Source organism: Rhizobacter fulvus (assembly GCF_964020785.1).
The window spans coordinates 1,444,332-1,464,667 of record NZ_OZ224516.1; the positions used below are offsets into that span (position 1 = coordinate 1,444,332).

At 68.9% G+C, this 20,336-nt stretch carries 22 protein-coding genes; 10 read left to right on the top strand and 12 right to left on the bottom strand.

Going from position 1 to position 20,336, the window contains the following annotated elements; genetic code table 11:
- Positions 1-28 precede the first annotated feature (28 nt).
- The 5 genes from hisD to ACWH49_RS06910 form a co-directional block, all read right to left on the bottom strand.
- Entirely contained in the window at positions 29-1,345 is a 1,317-nt protein-coding gene (hisD, locus tag ACWH49_RS06890; protein ID WP_448170782.1) for a histidinol dehydrogenase, read from the bottom strand.
- Positions 1,342-1,986 (bottom strand): ATP phosphoribosyltransferase, encoded by a 645-nt coding sequence (gene hisG, locus ACWH49_RS06895; RefSeq protein WP_056467302.1) that lies wholly within the window; start codon positions 1,984-1,986, stop codon positions 1,342-1,344. The genes hisD and hisG overlap by 4 nt, the downstream gene beginning before the upstream one ends.
- An 8-nt stretch (positions 1,987-1,994) precedes the next feature.
- On the bottom strand, positions 1,995-3,254 hold the full coding sequence (murA, locus tag ACWH49_RS06900) for a UDP-N-acetylglucosamine 1-carboxyvinyltransferase (protein ID WP_448170783.1): 1,260 nt from the start codon (positions 3,252-3,254) through the stop codon (positions 1,995-1,997).
- Positions 3,255-3,352: 98 nt separating this feature from the next.
- The gene (locus ACWH49_RS06905; RefSeq protein ID WP_448170784.1) at positions 3,353-3,637 is read right to left on the bottom strand and encodes a BolA family protein; all 285 of its coding nucleotides are present in this window, start codon (positions 3,635-3,637) and stop codon (positions 3,353-3,355) included.
- 7 nt (positions 3,638-3,644) lie between these two features.
- A complete protein-coding gene (locus tag ACWH49_RS06910) occupies positions 3,645-5,369 on the bottom strand; it encodes an IlvD/Edd family dehydratase (protein ID WP_448170785.1) in 1,725 nt (574 codons plus the stop codon).
- A 24-nt stretch (positions 5,370-5,393) separates the two neighbouring features.
- Here ACWH49_RS06910 and ACWH49_RS06915 point away from each other — a divergent pair, with 24 nt between their 5' ends.
- The gene (locus ACWH49_RS06915; protein ID WP_448170786.1) at positions 5,394-5,807 is read left to right on the top strand and encodes a VOC family protein; all 414 of its coding nucleotides are present in this window, start codon (positions 5,394-5,396) and stop codon (positions 5,805-5,807) included.
- On the opposite strand, the gene ACWH49_RS06920 is transcribed toward ACWH49_RS06915, so the two are convergent.
- Together ACWH49_RS06920 and ACWH49_RS06925 are read right to left on the bottom strand one after the other, a co-directional pair.
- Complete coding sequence (locus tag ACWH49_RS06920; protein ID WP_448170787.1) at positions 5,808-6,581, bottom strand: ABC transporter permease; 774 nt, start codon at positions 6,579-6,581, stop codon at positions 5,808-5,810.
- Positions 6,578-7,525, bottom strand: a complete 948-nt coding sequence (locus ACWH49_RS06925; protein ID WP_448170788.1) for an ABC transporter ATP-binding protein — start codon at positions 7,523-7,525, stop codon at positions 6,578-6,580. Before ACWH49_RS06925 ends, ACWH49_RS06920 begins: the two co-directional genes overlap by 4 nt.
- A gap of 104 nt (positions 7,526-7,629) precedes the next feature.
- Between ACWH49_RS06925 and ACWH49_RS06930 the strand changes: the two genes are divergently transcribed.
- From ACWH49_RS06930 to ACWH49_RS06945, 4 genes are all read left to right on the top strand, one after another.
- A complete protein-coding gene (locus tag ACWH49_RS06930; protein WP_448170789.1) occupies positions 7,630-8,307 on the top strand; it encodes a TetR/AcrR family transcriptional regulator in 678 nt (225 codons plus the stop codon).
- Positions 8,308-8,309: 2 nt separating this feature from the next.
- The gene (locus ACWH49_RS06935; protein WP_448170790.1) at positions 8,310-9,086 is read left to right on the top strand and encodes a hypothetical protein; all 777 of its coding nucleotides are present in this window, start codon (positions 8,310-8,312) and stop codon (positions 9,084-9,086) included.
- Between the two features lie 71 nt (positions 9,087-9,157).
- Positions 9,158-9,811: a hypothetical protein gene (locus tag ACWH49_RS06940; RefSeq protein WP_448170791.1), complete on the top strand. Its 654-nt coding sequence runs from the start codon at positions 9,158-9,160 to the stop codon at positions 9,809-9,811.
- Between the two features lie 179 nt (positions 9,812-9,990).
- Entirely contained in the window at positions 9,991-10,329 is a 339-nt protein-coding gene (locus ACWH49_RS06945) for a hypothetical protein (protein WP_448170792.1), read from the top strand.
- Between the two features lie 156 nt (positions 10,330-10,485).
- Here ACWH49_RS06945 and ACWH49_RS06950 read toward each other — a convergent pair whose 3' ends face one another.
- Complete coding sequence (locus ACWH49_RS06950) at positions 10,486-11,925, bottom strand: WS/DGAT/MGAT family O-acyltransferase (RefSeq protein WP_448170793.1); 1,440 nt, start codon at positions 11,923-11,925, stop codon at positions 10,486-10,488.
- Positions 11,926-12,021: 96 nt separating this feature from the next.
- On the opposite strand from ACWH49_RS06950, the gene ACWH49_RS06955 reads away from it, so the two are divergent.
- Positions 12,022-12,276: an acyl-CoA-binding protein gene (locus ACWH49_RS06955; protein ID WP_448170794.1), complete on the top strand. Its 255-nt coding sequence runs from the start codon at positions 12,022-12,024 to the stop codon at positions 12,274-12,276.
- Positions 12,277-12,282: 6 nt separating this feature from the next.
- Here the strand turns inward: ACWH49_RS06955 and ACWH49_RS06960 are convergent, their stop codons facing one another.
- From ACWH49_RS06960 to ACWH49_RS06970, 3 genes are read right to left on the bottom strand one after another with little or no spacing between them, the layout of a single operon-like run.
- Entirely contained in the window at positions 12,283-12,618 is a 336-nt protein-coding gene (locus ACWH49_RS06960) for a polyhydroxyalkanoic acid system family protein (protein WP_448170795.1), read from the bottom strand.
- A gap of 12 nt (positions 12,619-12,630) precedes the next feature.
- Positions 12,631-13,692, bottom strand: a complete 1,062-nt coding sequence (locus tag ACWH49_RS06965) for an aminopeptidase (RefSeq protein ID WP_448174320.1) — start codon at positions 13,690-13,692, stop codon at positions 12,631-12,633.
- Positions 13,693-13,715: 23 nt separating this feature from the next.
- Positions 13,716-15,767: a molybdopterin-containing oxidoreductase family protein gene (locus ACWH49_RS06970; protein ID WP_448170796.1), complete on the bottom strand. Its 2,052-nt coding sequence runs from the start codon at positions 15,765-15,767 to the stop codon at positions 13,716-13,718.
- Positions 15,768-15,930: 163 nt separating this feature from the next.
- On the opposite strand from ACWH49_RS06970, the gene ACWH49_RS06975 reads away from it, so the two are divergent.
- From ACWH49_RS06975 to ACWH49_RS06990, 4 genes are all read left to right on the top strand, one after another.
- Positions 15,931-17,055: an ABC transporter substrate-binding protein gene (locus ACWH49_RS06975; protein WP_448170797.1), complete on the top strand. Its 1,125-nt coding sequence runs from the start codon at positions 15,931-15,933 to the stop codon at positions 17,053-17,055.
- Positions 17,056-17,160: 105 nt separating this feature from the next.
- On the top strand, positions 17,161-18,354 hold the full coding sequence (locus ACWH49_RS06980; RefSeq protein WP_448170798.1) for a M20 aminoacylase family protein: 1,194 nt from the start codon (positions 17,161-17,163) through the stop codon (positions 18,352-18,354).
- On the top strand, positions 18,354-19,445 hold the full coding sequence (locus ACWH49_RS06985) for a M14 family metallopeptidase (RefSeq protein ID WP_448174321.1): 1,092 nt from the start codon (positions 18,354-18,356) through the stop codon (positions 19,443-19,445). The genes ACWH49_RS06980 and ACWH49_RS06985 overlap by 1 nt, the downstream gene beginning before the upstream one ends.
- A gap of 10 nt (positions 19,446-19,455) precedes the next feature.
- Entirely contained in the window at positions 19,456-19,701 is a 246-nt protein-coding gene (locus ACWH49_RS06990; RefSeq protein WP_448170799.1) for a DUF1272 domain-containing protein, read from the top strand.
- Between the two features lie 6 nt (positions 19,702-19,707).
- On the opposite strand, the gene ACWH49_RS06995 is transcribed toward ACWH49_RS06990, so the two are convergent.
- Positions 19,708-20,328, bottom strand: a complete 621-nt coding sequence (locus ACWH49_RS06995; RefSeq protein WP_448170800.1) for a glutathione S-transferase family protein — start codon at positions 20,326-20,328, stop codon at positions 19,708-19,710.
- Positions 20,329-20,336 lie beyond the last annotated feature (8 nt).

Here is a 20,336-nt window from a genome sequence, read left to right on the forward strand (position 1 = left end):
ACTATTTTCGTGCTGCACGAACTTCGTGTCAACGCCTCAAGCGCATTTCGGCGGCGCGCGCGTGGGCTTGCAGCCCCTCGCCGTACGCCAGTTCGGCGGCGATCGGGCCGAGCTGCTGCGCGCCGGCCTCGCTCACTTCGATCAGGCTGCTGCGCTTCTGGAAGTCGTACACGCCCAGCGGCGACGAGAAGCGCGCGGTGCCGGACGTCGGCAGCACGTGGTTCGGGCCGGCGCAGTAGTCGCCCAGGCTTTCGCTGGTGAAGGCGCCGAGGAAAATCGCGCCGGCGTGGCGCAGCAGCGGCTCCCAGCGGTGCGGGTCGCGCGAGCTGACCTCGAGGTGCTCGGGCGCGATGCGGTTGCTGATGTCGCAGGCCTCCTCCATGCTGCGCGTCCTGATCAGCGCGCCGCGGCCCTCCAGCGATGCGCGGATCACGTCCTTGCGCGGCATCCCGTCGAGCAAGCGATCGATCGCCGCCTTCACCTGCGCGATGTAGGCGGCGTCCGGACACAGCAGGATGCTCTGCGCCAGTTCGTCGTGCTCGGCCTGGCTGAACAGGTCCATCGCGACCCAGTCGGGCGGCGTCGTGCCGTCGGCCAGCACCAGGATCTCGCTCGGGCCGGCGATCATGTCGATGCCGACCACGCCGAACACGCGCCGCTTCGCACTCGCGACATACGCGTTGCCGGGGCCGGTGATCTTGTGCACCGCCGGAACGGTCGCGGTGCCGTAGGCCAGCGCGCCCACCGCTTGCGCGCCGCCGATCGTGAAGGCGCGGTCGACGCCGGCGATCGCCGCGGCGGCCAGCACCATCGCGTTGCGCTCGCCCTTGGGCGTCGGCACGGTCATCACGATCTCGCCGACGCCGGCCACTTTCGCGGGCAGCGCGTTCATCAGCACGCTCGACGGGTAGGTCGCCTTGCCGCCCGGCACGTAGATGCCGACGCGGTCGAGCGGCGTGACCTTCTGGCCGAGCAGCGTGCCGTCGTCGTCGCGGTAGCTCCACGAGCGGCCCGAGGCTTCGAGCTGGCGCTCGTGGTAGCTGCGCACCCGCTGCGCGGCGGCCTCGAGTGCATCGCGCTGCGCGGCGGGGATCGCGTTCAGCGCGGCGAGCAGTTCGGCACGCGGGATCTCGAGCGCGGCGACACTGGTGGCCGACACGCCGTCGAAGCGAGCGGTGTATTCGAGCACCGCCGCGTCGCCGCGGGCGCGCACGTCGGCGAGGATGGCCGCGACGCGCTGCTCGATCGCGTCGTCGGTCTCGGCCGACCAGTGCAGCACGCGCTGGAACGCCGGCTCGAAGTCGGCCGCGGTCGTGTCGAGCAGGCGGATGTTCACGGCGCTCATGGCAACGGCCCCACCGCGCGCTCGAACGCATCGATGATCGCGCGGACGGATGCGCGCTTGAGCTTCAGCGCGGCCTGGTTGACGATCAACCGGGACGAGATGTTCATGATGTGCTCGACCTCCACCAGGTGGTTCGCGCGCAGCGTGCTGCCGGTCGACACCAGGTCGACGATCGCGTCGGCCAGGCCGGTCAGCGGCGCCAGCTCCATCGAACCGTACAGCTTGATCAAGTCGACGTGCACGCCCTTGTTGGCGAAGTGATCGCGTGCGATCTGCGTGTACTTGGTCGCGACCCGGATCCGCGAGCCCTGCTTGACCGCGGCCGCGTAATCGAAGTCGGCCCGGACCGCCACGCTCATCCGGCACTTGGCGATGTTCAGGTCGAGCGGCTGGTAAAGGCCCGCGCCGCCGTGCTCGAGCAAGGTGTCCTTGCCAACGACGCCCAGGTCGGCACCGCCGTGCTGCACGTAGGTCGGCACGTCGGAGGCGCGCACCAGCACGAGCCGCACGTCGGGCCGGCTGGTGCCGACGATCAGCTTGCGCGTCTTCTCGGGGTCCTCGGCCACCTCGATGCCTGCGGCCTTCAGCAGCGGGACGATCTCGTCGAAGATGCGGCCCTTGGGCAATGCGAAGGTGATCATGTCGCTGCTCATGACGTGCGCTCGATGTCCGCGCCGATCGCGCGCAGTTTCGCTTCCATCTGGTCGTAGCCACGGTCCAGGTGATAGATGCGGTCGACGACGGTCTCGCCATCGGCCACGAGGCCCGCGATCACGAGGCTCGCGGACGCGCGCAGGTCCGTCGCCATCACGGTGGCGCCGGACAGTTGCGGCACGCCCTGCACCACCGCGGTGTGGCCGTCGACCTCGATCTTCGCGCCCAGCCGCACCAGTTCGTTGACGTGCATGAAGCGGTTCTCGAAGATCGTCTCGGTGACGACCGACGTGCCCTCGGCGATGCAGTTGAGCGCCATGAACTGGGCCTGCATGTCGGTCGGGAACGCGGGGTATTCGCTGGTGCGGAAGCTGACCGGCCTGAGCCGCCCTGTGCTGCGCACGCGGATCCAGTCGCTGCCGACTTCGATCTGCGCCCCCGCCTCGCGCAATTTCTCGATCGCGGTTTCCAGGTGGCCGGCATGCGCACGCTCGAGTCGCACGTCGCCGCCCGCGGCCGCCACGGCGCACAGGAAGGTGCCGGTCTCGATCCGGTCGGGGATCACCGTGTGCGTGGCGCCGTGCAGGCGCTCGACGCCCTCGATGCGGATGCGGCTGGTGCTATGCCCTTCGATCTTTGCGCCCATCGCGATCAGCAGTTCGGCCAGGTCGGGGATCTCGGGCTCCTGCGCCGCGTTCTCGAGGATGGTTTCGCCGTCGGCGAGCGTCGCGGCCATCAGCAGGTTCTCGGTGCCGGTCACGGTGACCATGTCGGTCGTGATGCGCGCGCCCTTCAGGCGCGCGGCCTTCGCGACGATGTAGCCGTGCTCGACGGTGATCTCCGCGCCCATTGCCTGCAGGCCCTTGATGTGCTGGTCGACCGGCCGCGAGCCGATCGCGCAGCCGCCGGGCAGCGAGACGCGCGCTTCGCCGAAGCGCGCGAGCAGCGGACCGAGCACGAGGATCGACGCGCGCATCGTCTTCACGAGTTCGTACGAGGCCTCGCGCGAGGTGAGCTGTGCGGCGTTCAGCGTCACGACCTCGGCGTGTGCCGGATCGCGGTCGATCGCGACGCCCAGGCTGCCGAGCAGTTTCAGCGCCGTGCGCACGTCGTGCAGGCGCGGCAGATTGCGCAGCGTCACAGGCTCGGCGCTGAGCAGCGCGGCGCAGAGTTCGGGCAGCGCCGCGTTCTTCGCACCGGAGATCGTGACGCGGCCTTCGAGCCGGTGGCCACCGCGAATCAGGAGTTTGTCCATAGGGTTTCGGCAGCCCCAGGGTTCACGCGGCCTTCGGCGCAGGTGGATCGGGGCTGGCCGTCACCACGCCGACAGCCGCAGGAACCCTGCGGCCGGGGTCAGTGGTGGTGTGCGGATGCCGCGCCGGGCTCGGCGGCGGTGGAGGAACGGGCCCATTCGGCCGGCGTGAGCGTCTTCATCGACAGCGCGTGGATTTGCTCGCGCATTCTATCGCCCAGGGCCTGGTAGACGCGGCGCTGGCGGGCCACGCGGGTCGTGCCCTCGAACTCGGCCGACACGATGGTCGCGAAGAAGTGGCGCCCGTCGCCCTCGACGTCGATGTGGTCGCAGGCCAGCCCTTGGGCGATGAATCGCTGGACGTCGTCGGGGGTGGGGTCGGCCATGGTGGCGCTATTTTAGGGGCAGCGGCCCGGGGACCAGGAAATCGAAGTCGCAGCCCTGGTCCGCCTGCAGCACGCTGCGGTGGAACAGCGCCGCGTAGCCGCGGTCGGGCACCGGCGCCGCGCCCGGGCTGATCGCGGGCAGCGCGGCCCGGCGGCGGGCCAGTTCCGCGTCGTCGACCAGCAGCTCGAGGGTCCGCCCGGCCACGTCGAGCCGGATCGAGTCGCCATTGCGCACCAGCGCCAGTGGCCCGCCGATCGCCGCCTCGGGCGTCATGTGCAGCACGATCGTGCCGAACGCGGTGCCGCTCATGCGCGCATCGGACAGGCGCACCATGTCCTTCACGCCCTGCACCGCGAGCTTGCGCGGGATCGGCAGGTAGCCGGCCTCGGGCATGCCCGGCGCGCCGATCGGGCCGGCGTTGCGCAGCACGAGCACATCGTCGGCGGTCACATCGAGATCCGGCGAGTCGATGCGCAACGCCATGTCCTCGACCGAGTCGAACACGACCGCACGGCCGGTGTGGCTCATCAGGCGCGGCGACGCGGCCGACTGCTTGATGATCGCGCCGCGCGGCGCCAGGTTGCCGCGCAGCACCGCCATGCTGCCGTGCGCGTTGATCGGCGCCAACCGCGGCCGGATGACCTGCTGGCCCGGGTCGAGCTCGGCGCCGTTCATGCAGTCGCGCAGGGTGCCGCCCATCACGGTCGGCGCGTCGAGATCGAGCAGGTCCTGCAGCTCGTGCAGCAGCCGCGGCACGCCGCCGGCCCAGTGGAAATGCTCCATGTAGTGCGCGCCGCTGGGCTTCAGGTCGACCAGCACCGGCACCTCCCGGCCGAGCCGGTCGACCTCGGCCAGATCGATCGGGATGCGCAGGCGGCCGGCCGCGGCCGTCAGGTGGATCAGCCCGTTGGTCGAGCCGCCGATCGCCTGCATGATGATCAGCGCGTTGCGGAACGCGGTCGGCGTCATCACCTCGCTGGGCAGCGGATGCCCGCTGATCGCCATCGCGACCGCCCGCTTGCCGCTGGCCTCGGCGCTGCGCAGGCGGTCGGCGTGCGTCGCGGGAATCGTCGCCGAGCGCGGCAGCGCGAGCCCCATCACCTCGACGATGCAGGCCATTGTGCTGGCCGTGCCCATCACCATGCAGGTGCCGGCGGTCGGCGCCAGGCGCTCGTTGATCGCCTCGATCTCGATCGCGTCGACGCGCCCACCGCGGTGCTCGCCCCAGAGATGCCGGCAGTCGGTGCAGGCGCCGAGCACCTCCCCCTTGTGATGACCGACCAGCATCGGCCCGACCGGCACGAACACCGCCGGCACGTCGGCCGAGGCCGCGGCCGCGGCCATCATCTGCGCCGGGATGGTCTTGTCGCAGCCGCCGATCAGCACCACCGAGTCCATCGGCTGCGCGCGCAGCATCTCCTCGGTGTCCATCGCCATCAGGTTGCGCAGGAACATGCTGGTCGGGTAGGCGAACGACTCGTGGATCGAGATCGTCGGGAACTCCATCGGCAGCCCGCCTGCGAGCATCACGCCGCGCTTGATGGCCTCGACCAGCTTGGGCACGTTGCCGTGGCAGGCGTTGTAGTCGCTGTAGGTGTTGGCGATGCCGACGATCGGCCGCGCCAGGGCGTCGTCCGACAGGCCCATCGCCTTGATGGACGCCTTGCGGAGAAAGAGCGAGAACTCGGCGTCGCCGTACGACGTGAGCCCCTTGCGCATGCCATGGTTCATGGACCGATTATCGATAATCGGTGCATGAACAGCATCTTCCACCTCGCCTTCAACGTGCGCGAACTCGGCGCTGCGCGCCGCTTCTACGGCGAGACGCTCGGCTGCGCGGAGGGCCGCAGCGCGCCGACCTGGGTCGATTACGACTTCTTCGGTCACCAGATCTCGCTGCACCTCGGCGAGCCGTTCGCGACTGCGCGCACCGGCCGGGTCGGCGAGCACCTGGTGCCGATGCCGCACTTCGGCGTGATCCTGGAACTGGCCGACTGGCAGGCGCTGGCCGCGCGGCTGCAAGCCGCCGGCGTCGCGTTCATCGTCCCGCCGAGCCTGCGCTTCGAGGGTCAGCCCGGCGAGCAGTGGACGATGTTCTTCGAGGACCCGTTCGGCAACCCACTCGAAGTCAAGGGGTTCCGGTCGCTGGAGACGATCTACGACAAGTGATCAGTGGCGGATCTTGTAGCCGATCCGCAGCAGGTGCAGGCACACCGCGCAGACGATGGCGAGGCTGCCGCCGACGACCGCGAGGCTGGTCCACGGCGACGCGTCGCTGACGCCGAAGAAGCCGTGCCGGAACCCGTCGATCATGTAGAAGAACGGGTTCAGGTGGCTCACCGCCTTCCAGAACGGCGGCAGCGATCCGACCGAATAGAACACGCCCGAGAGGAACGTCATCGGCATGATGATGAAGTTCTGGAACGCGGCGATCTGGTCGAACTTCTCGGCCCACAACCCGGCGATCAGCCCGAGCGCGCCCATCATCGCCGCACCCGCGATGCCGAAGACGACGATCCACAGCGGGTTGGCCAGGTGCAGCGGCGCGAACCAGACGGTCGCGGCCATCACGCCCGCGCCGACCACCAGCCCGCGCACCACCGACGCGCCCACATACGCCAGGAACCAGGCCCAATGCGACAGCGGCGCGACCAGCAGGAAGACCAGGTTGCCGGTGATCTTGCTCTGGATCAGCGACGAGCTGCTGTTGGCGAACGCGTTCTGCAGCACGCTCATCATCACCAGCCCCGGGATCAGGAAGCTCGTGTAGCCGACGCTGCCGAACACCTTCACGTGGTCCTCGAGCACGTGGCCGAAGATCAGCAGGTACAGGATCGCAGTCAGCACCGGGGCGGCGACCGTCTGGAAGCTCACCTTCCAGAAGCGCAGCACTTCCTTGTAGAGGAGCGTGCTCGTCCCGGACAGCAGCGTCGACGTCGTCATACCCCAACCCTCACCTGCGCCACGGTGCGCGGCGGCCCGTTCATGATCTCGAGGAACACGTCCTCCAGGTCGGCGCGGCCGATCTCCAGGTCCTCGGGCTGGCAACCCGCGATGCGCAGCACGCCAAGGATCGTCTCGACCTCGTGCGCATCGTGCGCGGTGATCTGCACGATGCGGCCGGTGACGCGCGATTGCGCGCCCAGCGCCGCGGGCAACGGCGCGTCCATCTTGAAGCGCAGCATCGTGCTGGCGGTGCCGGCCAGCAGCGCGGACGTGCGGTCGAGCGCGACGACGCGGCCCTGCTTCAGCATCGCCAGCCGGCCGCACAGCGCTTCGGCCTCTTCGAGGTAGTGGGTCGTCAGCAGCACGGTGTGCCCTTCGCGGTTCAGGCGCGCGACGAACTGCCAGAGCGTCTGGCGCAGTTCCACGTCGACACCGGCGGTCGGCTCGTCGAGGACGATCACCGGAGGGCGGTGCACCAGCGCCTGTGCAACGAGCACGCGGCGCTTCATGCCGCCCGAGAGCTGGCGCATGTTGGCGTTGGCCTTGTCGGCCAGACCGAGGTTCGCCAGGAGTTCGTCGATCCAGGCGTCGTTGGCCTTCTTGTCGACGCGGGCACCGAAGTAGCCGCTCTGGATGCGCAGCGCCTCGCGCACGTTGAAGAACGGGTCGAACACCAGTTCCTGCGGCACGATGCCCAGGCTGCGACGGGCCGCGGCGTAGTCGCTCACCACGTCGTGGCCGAGAACCTTGACGTGCCCGGCACTGGCGCGCGCCAGGCCGGCGAGGATGCTGATCAGCGTGGTCTTGCCGGCGCCGTTGGGGCCGAGCAGCCCGAAGAATTCGCCGGGCTGGATGTCGAAGCTCACGTCGTCGAGCGCGTGGACGGCGCCGCTCTTGCCGATATAGGTCTTCGAGACGTTCTGGAATGAGATGGCTGGCATGCAGCGGAGGATTGTAGGCAGCGCCCGGACTTATGGCCGATGCCGATTCGCCGCACGGTGGGTTGATGCTAGATTGCCCGCCGAGACCTCGCCCGCCGCCCCCCATGCCCACGCCCCCCAAGGAACCGCGCAAGCCGCCCCGCCGCACGGCCGAACGCATCCTCGAGGTGACGCTGGCGCTGTTCAACCGCTTCGGCGAGCCGAACGTGTCGACCACGCTGATCTCCGCCGAGCTCGGCATCAGCCCCGGCAACCTGTACTACCACTACCCGGCGAAGGACGAGCTGATCAACAGCCTGTTCGACCGCTACGAGCGCAGCCTGACCGAGCTGATGCGGGCCGCCGAGGACGTGCGCCACGTCGAGGACGCGTGGCTGTTCTTCCACATGCTGTTCGAGCTGATCTGGGCCTATCGCTTCCTGTACCGCGACCTCAACGACCTGCTGTCGAAGAACCGGCGGCTCGAGACGCACTTCCAGTTCGTGCTCAAGAACAAGGGCAAGGCGGTGCAGCAGGTGCTCGACGGCCTGGCCCGCAGCAGCGCGATGCGGATCGACATCCGCGATGTCGAGCCCGTGGCCACCGCGATGGTGGTCGTGCTCACCTACTGGCTGAGCTACGAGTACGTGCGCGACCCGCGCAATGCGCTCGAGCCCGAGAGCGCCGGCGCCGCACTGCTGCGCGGCGCCTTCCACGTGCTCAGCCTGCTCTCGCCCTACCTCGAACCGGACCAGCGCGCGCACCTGCACACGCTGGTCGGCAACTACCGCAAAGGAGACTGACCATGGCCACCAAATGGACCGCGTTCCCGCACGACAGCGCCGACTACGCCTACGACGCCGCCGCCCTCAAGAAGAACTGGGCACGCCTGCACGCCGGTGACGCCGAGCCGCTCCCGAGCGACGCGAAGGTGCTTGCGGCCTGGGCGCTGTTCCACGCCGGGGAGTTCCAGAAGGCGACCGAGGCGGGGCTCAAGGCCGGCGGCGCAGGCGTGACGGTCGCGAACAAGGCGCAGGCGATCTATGCCAACTACCTCGAAAAGAGCGAGAAGGCCAAGCTCGCGCTGTTCATGGAGGTGGCGGAGCGCGCCGAGGCCCAGATCGGCACCGATCCGAAGAACGCCAACGCCTACTACCTGATGGCGTATGCGCTCGGTCGCTACAGCCAGGGCATCAGCATCGCGAAGGCGCTGGCGCAGGGTCTCGGCAGCAAGGTCAAGAGCGCGCTCGAGACCGCGATCAAGCTCGCCCCCAAGCACGCCGACGCGCACATTGCGCTCGGCGCCTTCCATGCCGAAGTGATCGACAAGGTCGGCTCGCTGCTCGGCCGCACCCAGGGCGCCAGCAAGGACGCCGGCCTGTCGATGTTCAAGACCGCGCTGAAGCTGAACCCGACCTCCGCGATCGCGATGGTCGAGTACGCCAACGGCCTGGTGATGCTCGAGGGCGACAAGAAGATGAAGGAAGCGACGGAGCTCTACGAGGACGCCGCCGCCGTGACGCCGCTGGACGCGATGGAGCGGCTGGACGTGGAGATGGCGAAGGCGGAATTGGAGGACTAATCGGCGCCGCTTCGGAGAATCACCGCCGCGGGCGCCACACATACTTGCGCAATGTCTTCTGGGAACTCTCGATGATCAAGCGGTTGCTTCGCCGCCTGGCCCTGCGGCATGGGCGCTTCAAGTCGCTCTACCTGCGGACCTGCAAGCCCGACTCGCGCGAGTATTGCGAGTACCTCCGCCTCTATGGCGGACTTCACGCGGTCGGCAACAACGTCCGCATCAACCGCGGCGTGACATTCACCGATCCGGCCTACGTGACGATCGGCAACAACGTTGTCCTGGCGGATTGCACGTTCATTGGTCACGACGGCGCCATCGAAGTGCTCTACGCCGCCTACGGCGAGAGTGTGGACGCCGTCGGCAAGATCACAGTCAAAGACAACGTGTTCATCGGCCACGGCGCGCTGATCATGCGGGGCGTGACCATCGGGCCCGACGCGATCGTCGGTGCCGGCGCCGTGGTGGTGCGCGACGTGCCCCCTGGCACCATCGTCGGGGGCGTCCCGGCGCGACAGATCGGCAGCACCCGCGACTATTTGCGCAAGCTGTCCGAAGAGACGGACGCGCTCCCATGGGGCGCGATGATCAGGCGACGCAAGGGCGGGTACGACGCCGCCATCGAGCCCGAACTGATGCGACAGCGACTCGCCTATTTCTTCCCGGCCGATCCGGTTGCCGCGGGCGCGGCCGCGCCGACTGAACTCGCGGCTTCTCCGCTTGTTTGAGGAAGCCTTCAGACACATTCCCCGACATGGTCGTGTGGCCCTCTCGCCGAGGGTCACCGGCCGGAATTTGAAGGCTCGCCGTACGAGGACTACGCCTGAATTGCACGAGCGGCACGAGCTACGCGCTGCGGGTGCTGACAAGCACAGAGGCTCAGAGCACGCCTGACGCGAACAACAAGGTGCGCTATGTCGACCGCCGCCGGCGCATGGTGGCGGGCCAGCTCACCACCTGGGGCTCGGGGAACGATCCATGGCGCGAGGCCGACCTGAACTGGAACGGCAGGGCCTGGGCCAGCTGTCCCGCCAACTTCGGGAGCAAGTCGAGTGTCCGTGACAGTCTCGGCGCCAATATCTGCAGCCAATGCGGCCAACGCGAGCGCGGCCGCAGCGTGCGCTTCAGTTCGATGCCGGCGGCAAGCGATGGCAGAGGTCTGCGCCCAGATCCGCGCGGCGGGCTTCAGAACCGGCCTGCGAGCTCGACGCCGGCCACCGGCTGCTTCATCGGCGGCCGCCCCTGATCGCGCGGGCCCTGATCGTGCGTTGCGAAGAGTGTCGGCCGCGTCACGCGGCCCCAACGCACGCAGTTGGCACTGAAATCCGCGGGTGCCGCAAGCGAGTTGACGCCGATACCTGTTTGTTGCCCCGACGGCCTGACGCTGCGTGTCGGACCGCGTCTACTCGCCCCACGGCAGCATCATCGTGACCAGCAGGAGCTTCTCGAACTCCGGCTCGAAACGGTCGATGATCTGCTGCGGGTGCGGGCACAGCTTCTTGTCGGTGATCAGCCCGAACTGGACGCCGCCGCCGTACGACAGGATCGACACGCCGACGCCGATGTCGCCCGACGCCGGCACCCAGAACATGGTCTGGCGCAACGTCGCGCCGCAGAACTTCAGCGCCACCGCCGGACCCGGCACGTTGGTCATCACCGCGGTGGCCTTCTTCGCGAACAGGCCGAGCAGCCCGTCCTGCACCGGCTTGACCAGCAGGCCCGCGACGGCGAGCACCGCGAACGCCAGCAGCGGCTGGTAGCTGTCCTTCAGCTGGTTCATGCGCGCACGCACCGCGTAGACGCGCTCGATGGGGTTGTCGATGCCGATCGGCAGCGTCAGCGGCGCCAGGCCGAAGCGGTTGCCGAGTTTCCAGGCCTGCTCGAGCGGGCGCAGGTTGACCGGCACCATCGCGCGGATCTCCTTGCCCGTCGGATCGTCGCCGTGCTCGCGCAGATACGCGCCGATCGCGCCGGCCACGCAGGCCAGCAGCACGTCGTTGATCGAGCAGTTCAGCGCCTTGCCGATCGCCTTGACCTGGTCGAGCGGCACCGGTTCGCCCCACGCGACGATCTTCTGGCCGATCGGCTTGCCCTTCAGCAGCGTCGGCGAGTCGTCCGGCATCATCGCCATCGCGCCGACATCGCCCAGCACCTTCGCGCCGGTGCGCGCCATCTCGATCGAGCCGGCCAGGCCCTCCTGCGGATTCGACAGCATCTCCATCGACTTGGCGACGCCGCCGCCGTACATGCCGATCGCCTTGGTGGCCAGATCGGTCAGCGGCTTCATCACCGCGTCGGCCAGCCAGTCGCCTTCGGACTCGGGCAGCGAGCGCTTCTTGCGCTTGGGCGGGTCCATGCCGCCGTCGGTGATCGACATCATCACCGAGATCAGCGCGATGCCGTCGCCGATGCAGTGGTGCACCCGCGCCACCAGCGCGCTGCCGCCCTCGTAGCCATCGATCAGGTGGAACTGCCACAGCGGGTGGTCGGGGTCGAGCGGCGTGTTGGCGAGTTCGCCGACCAGCGCCTGCAGCGCCTCGCGCTCGCTCTGCCCGCGTGCGCGGTGCAGCTTCTGGTGCAGCACGTGGCGGGTCACGTCGAACGCGTCGTCGGTGACCCACATCGCGCCCACCGCGTCGGGCACCACCTTCTGGCGGAAGCGCTCGTACTTCAGCAGCTTGTCCTCGACGCGCTCGCAGAGCTGCGCGTGGGTGATGCCGGGCTGCAGCAGCCAGACGCCCACGATCATCATCAGGTTGACGTCGTTGTCCATCCGCAGCCAGGCGGTGTCCACGCGCGACATGCGCTGCGAGGCGCGCTCCTGCGGGTTGGGCTGCGGCATCGGGTTTCTCCTCGAAGTGTTCTTGTGAGACGCGCGAAGATGCTGGGTAACATCGCCTGCGTCAATGCACATTTTCACCCAGAGGAGCACCCCGCCATGGCCGACCTGAAGTCGCAATTCGAGCAAGCCGTCAAGGACTCGAAGGCCCTGCCCGAAAAGCCCGACAACATGACGCTGCTGAAGATCTACGCGCTCTACAAACAGGCCAGTGCCGGGGATGTCGACGGCAAGCGTCCTGGCTTCTCCGACATGGTCGGCCGCGCGAAGTGGGACGCGTGGAACGCGATCAAGGGTCAGTCGACCGAGGCCGCGATGCAGGAGTACATCGACCTGATCGAGTCCTTGAAGTGAAGCTCGCTATTTCTTGACGGACTTGCCGGCCGCCTTCTTCGCGGCCGGTTTGCTTTTGGCGAGCAGCGCATCCAGGTTCTTCTCGATCTCGGACTCGATCGTCTTGCTGAACGCGCCGAGCAGGAAGCCGAGTTTCGCGTCGAGCTGGAAGTGATCCGCCGCAACGATCAGTTCGCCCTTCACGCCGGAGCGCGTGAACTCCACCGTGTCGCTGGTCTCGCCTTCGAGAATCGTGCACGCCATGTCGAACTTCTTCTCGGCGTCCTCGGCCCATTGCAGCGCGACCTTGCGCGCCTTGGCCAGGCCGAGGGCGTGGTCGCGGTGGATGCGGATGTCGGGCATGGCGGGATCTCCTCAGGGCAATGCGTGACGACGCTCGGCCAGCGGCAATGCCGCCAGGCGCCGAACCTCGGTGTAGAAACGGTTGAAGTCGCGCCCCTCGCGTTCGAACAGGCGCTCGAAATGGGGCACCAGTCCGTTGTACGCGGCGAGCACGCCGAAGGCCGCATTGTTGGCCCGCGCGAACCAGCCGTCATACCCGGAATACCCGCCCCAGCGCTCGCGCTTCAGCACCTCGTGCTCGGCGCGCAGGTCGCGCATCAGGGTCGCCTTGGCGCTGCGCTTGTCGGCCTCGCTGCCGGGGCCGTTGTACAGCGCGTCGAGCAGGTCGCGGTAGCGCATCGTCAGCGCCCGGAAGTCGCGACGCCGGCTGTCGAAGCGCTCGTACTCCTCGCGGGCCTGCGGGCTTGCGTGCTCGGCAAGCCAACGCTGCGCGCCGATGCGCTCGACGGCGGTCGCGAACGATTCGTTGAACACCGTGTCGCCCTTCGCGTAGGCGATCTGGTGCGCGAGCTCATGGAAGATCAGGCGCGCCAGTTCGCCTTCCGGGTAGGCGATGAAGGTGTTCAGCAGGGGGTCGGCGAACGCATCGCCCGGCAGCAGGCCGAGCGTCGAATACGCGGGCACGCCGTAGACGCTCGTCTCCAGCCCCTGGTCGCGCAAGCTCTGCGCGAACGCATCGGCGGCGGCACGGTCGTAGTAGCCGCGGTAGCCGACGCAGCCGACGACGGGGAAGCACCAGGTCTGCAGCCGCAGGCTCAGCTCGGGCGCGGCCACCACGTTCCAGACCGCGGCATTGCGCTGCAGATCGGCGTAGCGGCGGTAGCTCGCGTTGTCGGGTTCCTTCAGTTCGCTGACCGCGAAGTCGCGAATGCGCTGGCTCAGTTCGAGCCTCGCCTTCAGCGCCGGCGGCGTCTGCGCATCGGCCAGCCACTCGGGCACCGGCTTCGCGGCGCGCACCAGCGCGAGGTGGCCGCTGGCCGACTGCGCGTAATAGCCGATCGTGCTGCAGCCGGAGGTCAGACAGACGGTTCCCGCCGCCACCAGCGCGACGCCCAGGGCCGCGAGACTCGCCATCAGCAGCGCCAGCCGGCCACGGGTCACGACACGGCATCAGCCGGCCGCACCTCGACCAGGCAGTCGTAGAAGCTGGGCGCGCGGCCGATGTCGGTGAGCTGCTGGTGCGTCACCTCGTTGACGTTGCTGCCGCCGGCGCCGAGCTTGCGCCACCAGACACCCAGTCCGTTGACGACGCCGGGCCGCGCCCGCGGGCTGATGCGGGCGCGGCACAGGTAGCGCCCGCGGTCGTTGAAGACCTGCACCATCGCGCCGTCGACGATCCCGCGGCCCTGCGCGTCGGCAGCGTGGATCTCGAGCAGCGGCTCGCCCTCGATGTCGCGCAGGCTGGTGACGTTGACGAAGCTGGAGTTCAGGAAGTTGCGCGCCGGCGGCGAGATCATCGCGAGCGGGAAGCGCCGCGCCAAGGCCGGCGCACTGAGCACCGCCTCGTAGTTGGGCACGTGGTCGGGCACGCCGTGCAGCTTGGAATCGACGATGCAGCGGCCGTCGGCGGTCGGGAAGTTGCCTTCGGCGAAAGGCGCATCGGCGATCGGCAGCTTGAACCAGCCGTGCTCGCGCAGCGCCTCGAACTCGACAGGCGCATGGAACGCGGCGCGCGCCAGCTTCTCGTCGTCGTCGGCGAAGCACGGTTCGTCGAAGCCCATGCGCGCGGCCAGTTCGCGAAAGATCTGCGTGTTCGGTTTCGACTCGCCGACCGGCGCGATCGCCGGCTCGTTTAGCATCACCCAGGTGTGGCCGTAGCTGGTGTGCACGTCCAGGTGCTCGAGCTGGGTCGTGGCCGGCAGCACGTAGTCGGCCAGGTCGGCGGTGTCGGTCATGAAGTGCTCGAGCACCACGGTGAACAGGTCGTCGCGCGCGAAGCCGCGCACCACCTTCGGCGACTCCGGCGCCACCGCGACCGGGTTGCTGTTGTAGACGACGAGCGCCTCGATCTTCGGGCCGAAGTCGGCCGACGACTCGCGCAGCAGGTCGTCCCCGATGGTGCTCATGTTGAGGGTGCGCACCGCGCGGCCGGCGAGCAGGTCGGGCCGCTGCAGCCCCGCGTCGTTGCGCACCGACTTGAACCAGCCCGAGCTCGACAACAGCAGCCCGCCGGCGCGGTGCCGCCACGCGCCGGTCAGGCACGGCAGCAGCGCGACGAGCCGCGCCGCATTGCCGCCGCCACGCACCCGCTGCATGCCGTAGTTCAGGCGGATCGCGGCGGGGCGCGTCGTGCCGTAGTCGCGCGCCAGGCCGCGCACCTCGTCGGCCGTGATGCCGCAGACCTCGGCGGCGCGCTCGGGCGGCCACTGCAGCGCGCGTTCGCGCAGCGCGGGCCAGCCGGCGGCGTCGACATGCCGCGCGATGTAGTCATCGTCCAGCCAGTCGTTGACGATCAACTCGTGCATCAGCCCGAGCGCGAGCGCGCCGTCGGTGCCGGGCAGCAGCGCGATGTGCTGGTGGCACTTGTCGGCCGTCTCGGTGCGCCGCGGGTCGATGCAGATCAGCTTGGCGCCGGCCCGCTTGGCCGCCTGCGCGAAGGTCCAGAAGTGCAAGTTGGACGCGATCGAGTTGCTGCCCCAGATCAGGATCAGCCGGCTCTCGGCGAAGAACTCCAGGTGCATGCCGACCTTGCCGCCGTAGGTCGAGGCGAGCGCCTCGCCGCCGGCGCTCGAGCAGATCGTGCGGTCCAGAAGCGACGCGCCGAGGCGGTGGAAGAACCGGGCGGCGATGCTCTCGCCCTGCACGAGGCCCATCGTGCCGGCATAGCTGTAGGGCACGATGGCCTGGGGATCGCGCGCCGCGATCGTCCGCAGGCGCGCGGCGATGTCGGTCAGCGCCTCCTCCCAGCTCACCCGCTCGAATCGGCCCGACCCCTTGGGCCCCACCCGGCGCAGCGGATGCAGCACGCGCTCGGGGTGGTAGGTGCGCTCCGGATAGCGCGAGACCTTGGTGCACAGCGCGCCGTGGGTCGGCGGATGATCGGGATCGCCCTGCACCTTGATCGCCCGCCCGTCCTGGACCGTGACGCGGATCGCGCAGGTGTCCGGGCAGTCGTGCGGGCAGGCGGCGCGTACGGTGATCGTCTCCATGGAGGTGAACTATTGCACACGCCGGCCGCCGGTGTTCGTGTTCAAACGTCCACTGGACGGTGACTTAGTGCACGGCAATGCGTAAGCTGCGCCCACGCTGGGACACACCAGACGGGCCCGGCCGGAAGGCAGCGAACGCCCTGGACACATCGTTGAGGATTCCATGAAACGTCGTGACGCCATCAAGTGGCTCGCGGGTTCGAGCGCCGCGTTGGCGCTGCCTGCCCTGGCCCAGAACAACCGCATCGTGCTCGGCCAGTCGGCCGCGTTCAGCGGCCCCGCCGCCCAGCTCGGCATCCAGATGAACATGGGCGCGAAGGTCTACTTCAACGCGCTCAACGCCGCCGGCGGCGTCAATGGCAGCACGATCGAGCTGCGCACGCTCGACGACGGCTACGAGCCCGACCGCTGCAAGGCCAACACCGAGAAGTTCATCCGCGACGACGTGTTCGGCCTGTTCGGCTACGTCGGCACGCCGACCTGCCTGGCGGCACTGCCGCTGGTCGTCGACGCGAAGGTGCCGTTCTTCGGCCCGTTCACCGGCGCCGAGGCGCTGCGCGACCCCTTCCACAGGACCGTGTTCCACCTGCGCGCCTCGTACTACGACGAGACCGCGCTGATCGTGAAGCAGCTCACCTCGCTCGGCCTGAAGAAGATCGCGGTCTTCTACCAGAACGACGCCTACGGCAAGGCCGGCCTGGAAGGCGTGACCCGCGCGCTGAAATCGCAGGACCTGGCGCCGGTCGCGCTCGGCACGGTCGAGCGCAACACCGTCAACGTCGCGCAGGCCGTCAAGGACATCACCGCGAAGATGCCCGACGCCGTCGTGCAGATCAGCGCCTACAAGTCCTGCGCCGCGTTCATCCGCGAGGCCCGCAAGGCCGGCTACGGCGGGACCTTTTTCAACGTCTCGTTCGTCGGCACCCAGGCGCTGGCGGACGAACTCGGCAAGGAAGGCCGCGGGATCATGGTCAGCCAGGTCATGCCGTTCCCGTTCTCGACGACGACCGGCATCGCGCGCGAGTACCTCGACGCGGTCGCGAGGGCCGGCGGCGATGCCCAGCCGAACTACTCCAGCATGGAAGGCTACCTGGCCGCCAAGGTGCTGACCGAGGGCTTCCGGCGCGCCGGCCGCAACCCGACACGCGAATCGCTGATCAGCGGGCTGGAATCGATCCAGAACGTCAGCTTCGGCGGCTTCAGCGTCGAGTTCGGGCCGCGCGACCACGTCGCGTCGCGCTTCGTCGACCTGTCGATGCTGACCGAGGACGGCAAGGTCCGGCGCTAGCCGCAGGGGCCTTTGCGGGGCCGCCGGTCGCCCGGCCAGCCCGGCGCTAAACTGCCCGTTTTCCGGGCACGCGTGTCCGGGTACGTTGCATGCAAGGAGCCGCACATGCGCATGATCGAATCCATCCTCGCCGACGCGGCGTCCATCGCCGCGGTCCGCCGCGACATCCACGCCCACCCGGAGCTGTGCTTCCAGGAGCAGCGCACGTCCGACGTGATCGCGAAGCAGCTCACCGACTGGGGCATCCCGATCCACCGCGGCATGGGCACGACCGGCGTGGTCGCGATCCTGAAGAACGGCACCAGCGACCGCGCCGTCGGCCTGCGCGCCGACATCGACGCGTTGCCGATGACCGAGCACAACACCTTCGCCCACGCCAGCCAGCACCCCGGCAAGATGCACGCCTGCGGCCACGACGGCCACACCGCGATGCTGCTGGCCGCCGCCAAGCACCTCAGCAAGCACCGCAATTACGACGGGACCGTCTACCTTATCTTCCAGCCGGCCGAGGAAGGCGGCGGCGGCGCGCGCGAAATGATCAAGGACGGACTGTTCGAGAAGTTCCCGATGGAGGCGGTGTTCGGTGCCCACAATTGGCCGGGCATGGCGGTCGGCCAGTTCGCGCTGAAGAACGGCCCGTGCTTCGCCAGCAGCAACGAGTTCAAGATCACGATCCACGGCAAGGGCGCGCACGCGGCGATGCCGCACAACGGCGTCGACCCGGTGCCGGTGGCGTGTCAGCTGGTGCAGGCGTTCCAGACCATCATCACCCGCAACAAGCGGCCGATCGACGCCGGCGTGATCTCGGTGACGATGATCCACACCGGCGAGGCCACCAACGTGGTGCCCGACAGCTGCGAGATCCAGGGCACGGTGCGCACGTTCACGCTCGAGGTGCTCGACCTGATCGAGCGCCGCATGAAGGAGATCACCGAGCACACCTGCGCGGCCTTCGACACCACCTGCGAGTTCGCGTTCAAGCGCAACTACCCGCCGACGATCAACCACCCCGCCGAGACCGAGTTCGCGCGCCAGGTGATGGGCGAGCTGGTCGGCGCCGACAAAGTGCAGGAGTTCGAGCCGACGATGGGCGCCGAGGACTTCAGCTTCTTCCTGCTGGAGAAGCCCGGTTGCTACTTCCTGATCGGCAACGGCGACGGCAGCCACCGCGAAGGCGGCCACGGCATGGGACCGTGCATGCTGCACAACCCCAGCTACGACTTCAACGACGACCTGATCCCGCTCGGGGCGACCCTCTGGGTCAACCTGGCCGAGAAGTGGCTCAACACCGCACGCTGATGGGCCACGACGCCAGCGCGAACTTTTCGCAGAGCTATGCCGAGGCGCGGGCCAAGTTCCTGGCCGCCGCCGACGACGCCGGCCTCGACCCGCAGAGCCACCTGCACCCGCTGGTCGGTCGCGACGGCGAGCCGCTGGCGATGGACGTGGTCCGCGACGGCCCCGCCGACGCCGCCGCGCTGCTGATCGTCAGCAGCGCCTGCCACGGCGTCGAGGGCTTCTGCGGCTCGGGCGTCCAGACCGCGCTGCTGCGCGACCCGGCGTGGCGCGCCGCGGCGGCCGACGCCCGCGTGACGGTGCTCTACATCCATGCACTGAACCCGTACGGCTTCTCGTGGTGGCGGCGCACCACGCAGGAGAACGTCGACCTGAACCGCAACTTCCACGACTTCAGCCAGGCGCCGCCGCGCAACGACGCCTACGACGACCTGGCCGCGGCGATCGTGCCGGCCCACTGGCCGCCGAGCGAACAGAGCGATGGCCCGCTGCAGGCCTTCGCCGCAGCGCACGGCGCCGCCAAGCTGCAGGAGGCGATCACCAGCGGCCAGTACGCGCACCCCGAGGGCCTGTTCTACGGCGGCCGCAACCCGACCTGGAGTCACGTGACGCTGCGCCACGTGCTGCAGGAGCACGCCACGCGCTGCGCCCGCCTCGGCTGGATCGACCTGCACACCGGCCTCGGCCCGAGCGGCCACGGCGAGCGCATCTTCGCCTGCCGCGACGATGCCGCCGCGCTGCAGCGCGCCCGGGCCTGGTGGGGCGACGACGTCACCAGCATCTACGACGGCAGCTCGACCTCGGCGCCGCTGCAGGGGCTGATGTGGATGACGGCCTACCAGGAGTGCCCGCAGGCCGAGTACACCGGCATCGCGCTCGAGTACGGCACGCTGCCGATCGACCAGATGATCGGCGCGCTGCGCGCCGACCAGTGGGTCGAGAACCACCCGGAAGCGCCTGCCGCGCAACGCGCGCAGATCAAGCGCCAGACCCGCGACGCGTTCTATGTCGACACCGACGAATGGAAGCAGCGCATCGTCGAGCAGGCGTTCGACGCCGCCCACGGCGCGCTGCGCGGGCTCTCGGTGCGCTGAGGTCGCGTCAATGCTCGAGCTGCGTCCGAACTGCGAGTGCTGCAGCCGCGACCTGCCGAACGACTCGGTCGAGGCGCGCATCTGCACCTTCGAGTGCACGTTCTGCAGCACCTGCGCCGACGAGAAGCTCGGCGGCATCTGCCCCAACTGCGATGGCGAACTGCTGCGCCGCCCGCGCCGCCCGGCGACTGCGCTGCAGAAGCACCCGGTGTCGACACGGCGTGTCTTCAAGCCTGCCGGCTGCGGACCGGCCTGAGACCGGTCAGCCGAACGTCTTCGCCAGCTCCGCATCCTTGGCCCGCGCGCGCGCGACCGCCGGTCGCGAACCGACACGCTCGATGTACGCGGCGATCACCGGCAGCTCCGGCACCAGACCGAACATCGTGGTCCAGCGCAACGCCGTGCCCCACAGCACGTCGACCGCACTGAAGCGTTCGCCGAGCAGGTAGGTGCCCTTCTCCAGCTGGCCGACCAGCGTCGCCAGCATCGTGTCGTAGTCGCCATACGGCGCCAGCGACGGCGGCGGCGCGTGCTTCTGCGATCTGTCGATCAGTGCCGGCTCGAACGAGGACCCGTAGAACGCCATCCAGCGCAAGTACGGGCCGCGCAGCGGGTCACCGATCGGCGGTGCCAGGCCGGCCGCGGGGAACAGGTCGGCCAGGTACAGGAAGACCGCCACCTGCTCGGTCACCAGCGCGTCGCCGTGCGTCACCGCCGGCACCTTGCCGAGCGGGTTGATCGCCAGGTAGGCCGGCGCGCGGTTTTCGCCCGCCTTCATGTTCATCACATGCAGGTCGTAGGGCGCACCGAGCTCCTCGAGCAGGATCAGCGCACCGGTCGAGCGCGTGTTGGGCGAGTGATGCAACGTGACGACAGCGGTCATGGCTCGAG

Coding starts and splice junctions, on each gene's coding strand:
- hisD (WP_448170782.1), bottom strand. CDS start 1,345: ATGAGCGCCGTGAACATCCGCCTGCTCGACACGACCGCGGCCGACTTC.
- ACWH49_RS06910 (WP_448170785.1), bottom strand. CDS start 5,369: ATGAACCATGGCATGCGCAAGGGGCTCACGTCGTACGGCGACGCCGAG.
- ACWH49_RS06960 (WP_448170795.1), bottom strand. CDS start 12,618: ATGCCCGACATCCGCATCCACCGCGACCACGCCCTCGGCCTGGCCAAG.
- ACWH49_RS06965 (WP_448174320.1), bottom strand. CDS start 13,692: ATGGCGAGTCTCGCGGCCCTGGGCGTCGCGCTGGTGGCGGCGGGAACC.
- ACWH49_RS06935 (WP_448170790.1), top strand. CDS start 8,310: ATGGCCACCAAATGGACCGCGTTCCCGCACGACAGCGCCGACTACGCC.
- ACWH49_RS06925 (WP_448170788.1), bottom strand. CDS start 7,525: ATGCCAGCCATCTCATTCCAGAACGTCTCGAAGACCTATATCGGCAAG.
- ACWH49_RS06990 (WP_448170799.1), top strand. CDS start 19,456: ATGCTCGAGCTGCGTCCGAACTGCGAGTGCTGCAGCCGCGACCTGCCG.
- ACWH49_RS06995 (WP_448170800.1), bottom strand. CDS start 20,328: ATGACCGCTGTCGTCACGTTGCATCACTCGCCCAACACGCGCTCGACC.
- ACWH49_RS06985 (WP_448174321.1), top strand. CDS start 18,354: ATGGGCCACGACGCCAGCGCGAACTTTTCGCAGAGCTATGCCGAGGCG.
- ACWH49_RS06930 (WP_448170789.1), top strand. CDS start 7,630: ATGCCCACGCCCCCCAAGGAACCGCGCAAGCCGCCCCGCCGCACGGCC.
- ACWH49_RS06980 (WP_448170798.1), top strand. CDS start 17,161: ATGCGCATGATCGAATCCATCCTCGCCGACGCGGCGTCCATCGCCGCG.
- ACWH49_RS06905 (WP_448170784.1), bottom strand. CDS start 3,637: ATGGCCGACCCCACCCCCGACGACGTCCAGCGATTCATCGCCCAAGGG.
- ACWH49_RS06940 (WP_448170791.1), top strand. CDS start 9,158: ATGATCAAGCGGTTGCTTCGCCGCCTGGCCCTGCGGCATGGGCGCTTC.
- ACWH49_RS06920 (WP_448170787.1), bottom strand. CDS start 6,581: ATGACGACGTCGACGCTGCTGTCCGGGACGAGCACGCTCCTCTACAAG.
- ACWH49_RS06915 (WP_448170786.1), top strand. CDS start 5,394: ATGAACAGCATCTTCCACCTCGCCTTCAACGTGCGCGAACTCGGCGCT.
- ACWH49_RS06970 (WP_448170796.1), bottom strand. CDS start 15,767: ATGGAGACGATCACCGTACGCGCCGCCTGCCCGCACGACTGCCCGGAC.
- murA (WP_448170783.1), bottom strand. CDS start 3,254: ATGGACAAACTCCTGATTCGCGGTGGCCACCGGCTCGAAGGCCGCGTC.
- ACWH49_RS06975 (WP_448170797.1), top strand. CDS start 15,931: ATGAAACGTCGTGACGCCATCAAGTGGCTCGCGGGTTCGAGCGCCGCG.
- hisG (WP_056467302.1), bottom strand. CDS start 1,986: ATGATCACCTTCGCATTGCCCAAGGGCCGCATCTTCGACGAGATCGTC.
- ACWH49_RS06950 (WP_448170793.1), bottom strand. CDS start 11,925: ATGCCGCAGCCCAACCCGCAGGAGCGCGCCTCGCAGCGCATGTCGCGC.
- ACWH49_RS06955 (WP_448170794.1), top strand. CDS start 12,022: ATGGCCGACCTGAAGTCGCAATTCGAGCAAGCCGTCAAGGACTCGAAG.